Here is a 6,753-nt window from a genome sequence, read left to right on the forward strand (position 1 = left end):
GGCCAGGCGACCCGAATTAGGGGTCGAGAACAGGGGTCACCCCACCGGGATCGGGGTGCAACACGACACGAGCCCGCTCGGGAAGCCCCTCCATGGTGCGCAGCCCTGCGGCGCGGATCTCGTCCCAAAGGGGAAGAGCCTCCTCGGCCGCCTTCCGCGCCGGTTCCGTCCGTCCTTGCCGCGCGAGCACCTCGGCTTGCGTGGTCAGCGCGAAGGCCAGCGCCGCCGTCCCAATATGGCCGTTGGCGACCTGGCAGGTACGGCAGAGGGGAACGGCGTCCTCAAGGGTGGCCAGCGCATCGTCATCCCGCTCCAGGAGGAACTCCGAGCGGGCCTTCGCCACCAGCACGAAGGCACGGGATCCTTCGGCCGGGTCGTCCTCGATCCACAGATCGGGCAGCCGGTCCAGCGCCCGCGAGGCCGCCGCCGCGCCCGCCTCGCCGTCACCGAGGAGGCAATGGCACAGGGCCGCGATCTGCCACGCCCTCATGATCCATTCGGCTCGTCCCGGAATGTCCATGGAGATCTCCGCGATGGCCTCCGCGATGCCGAGCACGGGCCCGATCGCGCGCTCGGGGTCGCCCAGCCAGGTGAGGCAGGCCGTCTCCGACAGCACCGACACCGCCTGGACCAGGGACGGCGCGGCGGGCGGTGCCGGGGATCCGGCCACCCGGCGTCCCTCGGCGATCAACGCCGCGCACTCGTCCGCGCTGCCGAGCACCAGGCTCATCCACGCGTGGAGGCAAAGCGCGTCGGCCAGCAGGTCCGCCTGGCGGCGATCCGACACCGCGCCCGGACGCAGGAGCGCGATGGTGCGGGCGCTCACGGCGAGAACAAGGTCGGGTGGCCGGAAGGCCAGGTAGTGCTGGACGAAGACCAGCAGTCCCAGAGCGAGGTCCGCCGTTCCGGGGTGCGGGACGGTGAGCGCCAGTGCCGCCTCGGCCGCACCCGGTGCCGGGCACTCCGCCCGCGCCGCCGCCCCGACCGCGAGGGCCCTGGCGGTCAGGATCATCCCGTCGGCCGCGTCCCCGGCCGAGAGCAGCCGGACGGCCTCCTCCGCCGTTTCCGCCGCGGCGGCGCGGTCGCCCAGCCGCAGCCGGAGACCGGCGAGCGCGACCAGGCATCCCGCCAGGTTCCGCCGCGCGCCGTCGCCGTCCCCGCCGGCCCGCGCCGCCATGACGGCCTCCGCCAGGACGTCCGCGGCCTCGCGGGACCGCCCGAGCATGAGCAGCGCGACGTGCAGCGCGTCCAGGGCGAGGACCCTGAGTGATTCGGGACCGTCGCCCCGCAGGAGTTCCGCCGCTTCCCGGGCGGCCTCCTCCGCCTCGTCGTAGCGGCCCAGCCGGTTGGCGCCGTTCGCGTAACCGATCAGGGAGCGTTCAAGCCCCTGGCGCAGCGCGGGACTCGTCCTGCGGAGTGAGATCACGGCCGCCTCGTGGTCGAGCGCCTCTTCGAACCGGCCGAGTCGCCGGCAGGCGGCGGCCAGCCGCACGTGCGCCTGGAGAACACGGCGATCCCGATCGTCCTCCGGCAATCGGGACGCCAGATCGAGTGCCGTGTGGGCGAGCCGCTCGGCCTCCTCCGGCTCCTCTCCCAGGTCGTCGAGCATCTCGGCCCGTGCCAGCCGGACGTACACCCGGCCGTCGAGGGAGAGTTCGGACGGATGGGCCCGCTCGAAGTCGAGCAGTTCTCGCGTCCAACGCTCGGCCTCCCGGTGACGGCCCAGCATGGCCGAGCTCCGGACGCACTCGACGAGCGCGCCGGCGAAGGTCATGTACCACGTCCCGACGTCCCGGGTCATGGCCACCACCTCACCGGCCGCGCCGCGCGCCTCCTCCCAGCGTCCGAGCGCGGCGTAGCGCCTGGCCATCGTGAGAAGGGGCAGAACGACGTGCAGGGCGGGCGTTTCCCTGCGGCGGAAGAGCGCGACCGCCGCCGCCGCATCCGTCAACCCCTCCTCAGACGGCCGCCCTAGCTTCGCCAGCGTGTAGGAGCGGTAGGTGTACAGCAGCCCTCTGAAGTCGTCGCTTCCGCTCGGGGCGGGCGGATGGGCTCCGATGGCCTCCTTCACCGCTTCCAGGGCCGCCTCGTGTTCCCCTAACGCGTCGAGTGCGATCCAGTGCGCCCGCAGGGCGACCGCGAGGTCTCCTTCTTCTCCGGGCACGCCCCGGTGACGGTCCACGACCTCCGCGCACAGGTCGCGGACGACGGCCCAGCGATCCACGCCCGGTCCTGCGGTTTCCTGGAGCTGGGCCAGCTCGTCAACGAGAGTCGCGGACCCTCCGGACGCGCGGTACTGGCGCAGGCATCCGTTAAGGACGCGACCCACTTCCCTGGTCTCGCCGACGGACCGCAGGGCGAGTAGAAGCGACCTGACCGTCCGGAAGAGGTCCAGCAGCCTTTCCGCGGGGACGTTGCCGTCTCTGTCGAGCCGGTACCGCACCGCCTCCTTGGCGAACGTGACCGCGAGTCTCCCGATCCCCGCGACCCGCAGTGCGTCGGCGCCCCCCGCGAAGACCATCGCGTAGTAGCCGCCGTTGCTCACGAAGGGGTCGCCGCGCGCCGTGCGGAGCGCCTCGTCCGCGGTGGTCTCCGCCTCGTCCGCCCGTCCGCGCAGCGCCAGCAGCCGGGTCCGCTGGATCAGCGCGGCGGTCAGCGGCCGGTGGTGCGGGCCGGGCGCCAGCTCGCTGAGGCCGCGCAGCATGGTGATCGCCCGCGCGAACCAGGCGAGCGCCTCGGGGATCCGGCCGAGCGCCTCCAGCGCCGCAGCACCGTTGAACAGCGGCACGGCGAGGCCGATGCCGAAGATGTCCGGGCGCTCGGCGGCCGGCGCCTCGATGATCCGAAGCGCCTCGTCGTGCGCGGCCAGCGCGCCCTCGACGTCGCCCAGCCGCTGCCGCGCGCCGCCGAGCACCGCCAGCGCCTCGACGAGAAGGAGCGTGGGGAGCGATTTCTCGTCGGGCGGACCGTCCGCCACGAGGTCGCGGAGCAGGGTCGCCGCCTCGGTCGCCAGGAACGCGGCGTCCTCGCTCTCGCCGAGCAGCCACAGGGCGAAGGCGTGCCCCCGCAGCGCGTACGCGACGATCGTCCAGTCGTCCACGTCGTCCTCGTCGAAGCACTCCCACAGCAGCGGCCAGGTCGCCTCGAACACCAGCTTGGCCCGCGCCGGATGAAAGGCCCTGACCAGCAGGTCCGCCTCGTCGATCCGGCTGATCACGAACGCCCAGTCCCGTGCGGTGGAGGCTTCCAGGCCGTTCACCAGGCGCCGCAGGTCGGTGATGTCGGCGAACGCGGCGCCGAGGTCGCCGGTGCGCGCCCGGTGACCGGGCATGCCCATCATCAGCTGGGCGAGGTCGCGCGGATCCCCCTCCGGGTCGGCGCGCCGCGCGTCGACCATGCGGGTCGTCCAGTCGAGCCGCACTCCGCTCAGGACCTGGCTGAACGGGTGCAGGTCCTCGCCGAGCCCGGCGAGGTCGGCGTCCGGGACCGAGGGGTCGCCGATGACGCGCCGCAGCGCCGCGACCAGCGGCCCCGGGCGCTCCACCTCCGTCGCGAGCCGCGCGGCGGCCCCGGCCAGTTCCACCGGACGCGCGGCGACGAGGTCGGTGAGACGGCCCGCCGTCCCCCCGTCGTTGACCGCGGCGCGGGCGAGCACCCGCAGCGCGTGCACGACCTGCGGGACGCCGCCCCCGGCGAGCAGCCCGTCCACGACGGGCTCCACGAACGGGGCGGGACGCGCCGCCTCGACGGCGACGAGGTGCTCGCCGAGCCGGTCCGGTTGCAGCGCGCCCCAGTAGGACGAGTCGGCCGGGTACAGGCCGCGCAGCCAGCCCGCGACGGCGTCGCGTTCCTCCGTGCGCAGGTCCGTGGTCTCCCGCAGCGCGCCGATCACCCGCTCGGCGTCGGCGAAGTCGTCCGCGCCGCACAGCGCCGCCACCGCGACCAGCCGGGCGAGCGTCGCGGACCGCAGCGTGAGGCCCGCCTCCGCCGCGGCGCGCTCCCAGTAGCGGCGCTCGTGCCGCAGCAGCACCGTCTCCAGCCGCTCCCCCTCCAGCTCGGGCAACGCGGCCGCGCCGCTCTGCAGGACGGACGCCAGCGCCGCGACGTGCACGGTCAGCACCGTCGCCCCGCCCGGCAGAGACGGCGCGGGACCCGCCGGCGACGGCACCGACAGCGCCGCCGCGAACTCCGCCCGCGCCAGCGCGAACTCCGCGTCCCGCCGCTCCCCGTCAGGGGCCAGCGGCTCCAGCTCGTGCACCGGACAGTCCGCGAGCAGCCCCTCCGTCTCGGCCGACGCGCCGCGGAACCGGTCCCACCACTCGCCGGCCGTCCGGGCGAGCAGGAGAAGCCGGACGCGCGGGCCGTCGCCCCGGCCGACCACGACGACCTCGTCGGGGGGCAGGGTCTGGCCGGCCAGGGAGAGAAGCAGGCGGTCCAGCAGCCGGGGACGGCCGGTCGAGACGATGACGACCGCGACCCGCGGCCCGGTGCCGCCGCTCGCGAGGGATTCGGGCGCGATGCTGCCGGGCGCGGTGGTTTCGGGCGACATGCGGAACATTCTGGGAGCCGGTCGGGCCGGAGGGGGTGAGTCCAGAACGAGTGTGTCGCGGTGATTGGGGGGGATATGTGAGGCGCCGCCGGGCGCCGTTGACCGGCGGCGGCCCCGTTCCTCGGCCGGACCCGCGCGGGCGGGTCCGGTCAGCCCACCAGCGCGATCTCCAGCTGGTCGAGCGCCCAGTCCAGGTCCTCGCGGCTGATCACCAGCGGCGGCGCCAGCCGGATCGTGGTCTCGTGCGTCTCCTTCGCCAGCACGCCCAGCTCCATGAGCCGCTCGCTGACGGGACGGGCCTTGCCGTGCAGCTCCACGCCCGCCCACAGGCCGCGCCCGCGCACCTCGCGGACGAGGTCGCCCGACAGCGCGCCGAGCCGCTCGTGCAGGTGCGCGCCGAGCGTCCTGGAGCGTTCCTGGTACTCCCCGGTGCGCAGCATGGCGATCACCTCGCGGCCGACCGCGCAGGCCAGCGGGTTGCCGCCGAAGGTCGAACCGTGCTGGCCCGGCTTGAACACGCCGAGCACCCCGGCGTCGGCGACGACCGCCGACACCGGCATGATGCCGCCGCCGAGGGCCTTGCCCAGGATGTAGACGTCCGGGACGACGCCCTCGTGTTCAACGGCGAACGTCGTGCCGGTCCGGCCGAGCCCCGACTGGATCTCGTCGGCGATCATCAGCGTGCCGTTCGCCGTGCACAGCTCCCGCACCGCGCGCAGGAACCCGCTCGGCGGGACGTTGACGCCGGCCTCGCCCTGGATCGGCTCGATGAGCACGCCGACGGTCGCCTCGTCCATGGCGGCCTTCAGCGCGTCGACGTCGCCGTAGGGGACCGTCCGGAACCCCGGGGTGTAGGGGCCGTAGGACTCCCTGGCGTCCGGGTCGGTGGAGAAGCTGATGATCGTGGTCGTGCGGCCGTGGAAGTTGCCCTCGAACGTGATGATGTTCGCCTGGTCGGCGGGCACGCCCTTGACCTCGTACCCCCACTTGCGGGCGGTCTTGAGCGCAGTCTCGACGGCCTCGGCGCCGCTGTTCATCGGCAGGACCATGTCCTTGCCGCACAGCTCGGCGAGCTCGCCGACGAACGGCCCGAACTGGTCGTGGTCGAACGCGCGGCTCACCAGCGTGACCCGGGCGAGCTGGCGCCGCACCGCCTCGGTGAGGCGCGGGTTGCGGTGCCCGAAGTTGACCGCCGAGTAGGCGGCCAGCATGTCCAGGTAGCGGCGCCCCTCGACGTCGGTCAGCCAGGCGCCCTCGGCCTCGGCGACCACGATCGGCAGGGGGTGGTAGTTGTGCGCGCTGTGCTCCTCGGACATCGCCCGCAGCTGGTCGGTCGGCGTCACGACGCTCCTTCGGCGGCTCGGCCCGGCCGGCCCGGCCGGGGACTCGCGGGGACACCGGACGGGGGCCCGGTGCCGAGGGGGAGGGAGAACCGGGCAGGTGGGTGGCCGCCGGTCCACTTCACAGCGTATGTTCGGGATCGACCGGCGACCAATGACGAAAACCGACTTTGGGGGTGTTATTTGTTGCGTCTTGACGATCTGGACCGTCGAATCGTTGCGCGGCTCCTCGAAGACGGCCGGGCCTCCTACGCGCAGATCGGCGACAAGGTCGGGCTGTCGGCCCCGGCGGTGAAGCGGCGCGTCGACCGGCTCCGCTCGGACGGCGTGATCAACGGCTTCGCCGCCGTCGTCGATCCGGCCGCGCTCGGCTGGACGACCGAGGCGTTCATCGAGATCTTCTGTACCGGGGCGACGTCCCCGGAGGAGATCTACTCCAGCGTCCGCGGCCACCCGGAGGTCGTCGCGGCGTACACCATCAGCGGGGACGCCAGCGCCCTGGTGCACGTGCGCGCCCGCGACATCCAGCACCTCGAGCAGGCCCTCGAACGGCTGCGCCGCGAGGACAACATCACCGCGACCAAGACCGCGATCGTGCTGTCGCGGCTGATCGGCCGGCCGATCGACGCCCCGTCCGGCTGACCCCGGCGGCCGCCCGGCCGCCGGGGCCGTCCGATCAGAATAGGACGAACAGGACGGCGAACAGCAGGAACAGGGCGGCCGAGCCCCCGCAGAGCAGGGCCAGCAGGGCGGCGTCGGTCCCCGGCGGCCTGCCGGGCAGCGCCCCCGGCGCCGCGCCGCCGGCCATCTGGAACGGCCCCGGCGGTGGCGGCGGCGCCGGGGGCGGCAGCAGGACGGGCCGCT

At 74.1% G+C, this 6,753-nt stretch carries 3 protein-coding genes and 1 pseudogene; 1 reads left to right on the forward strand and 3 read right to left on the reverse strand.

The annotated features are described in order from the left end of the window. Positions 1-16: 16 nt before the first annotated feature. Positions 17-4,549 (reverse strand): tetratricopeptide repeat protein, encoded by a 4,533-nt coding sequence (locus tag E1291_RS03530; protein WP_131736069.1) that lies wholly within the window; start codon positions 4,547-4,549, stop codon positions 17-19. 149 nt (positions 4,550-4,698) lie between these two features. Further along, positions 4,699-5,892 carry an ornithine--oxo-acid transaminase gene (rocD, locus tag E1291_RS03535; RefSeq protein WP_131736070.1) on the reverse strand — a complete coding sequence of 398 codons (1,194 nt, stop codon included), beginning with the start codon at positions 5,890-5,892 and terminating at the stop codon, positions 4,699-4,701. A 183-nt stretch (positions 5,893-6,075) separates the two neighbouring features. Here rocD and E1291_RS03540 point away from each other — a divergent pair, with 183 nt between their 5' ends. Next, entirely contained in the window at positions 6,076-6,531 is a 456-nt protein-coding gene (locus E1291_RS03540; RefSeq protein ID WP_131736071.1) for an Lrp/AsnC family transcriptional regulator, read from the forward strand. 34 nt (positions 6,532-6,565) lie between these two features. On the opposite strand, the pseudogene E1291_RS41730 reads toward E1291_RS03540, so the two are convergent. Next, a pseudogene (locus E1291_RS41730) lies at positions 6,566-6,753 on the reverse strand (hypothetical protein); the annotation flags it as partial.

Source organism: Actinomadura roseirufa (assembly GCF_900659635.1).
GTDB classification, from domain to species: Bacteria; Actinomycetota; Actinomycetes; order Streptosporangiales; family Streptosporangiaceae; genus Spirillospora; species Spirillospora roseirufa.

Excerpts from the sequence above, each read along its gene's own strand:
- E1291_RS03530 (WP_131736069.1), bottom strand. The coding sequence starts at position 4,549 with ATGTCGCCCGAAACCACCGCGCCCGGCAGCATCGCGCCCGAATCCCTC.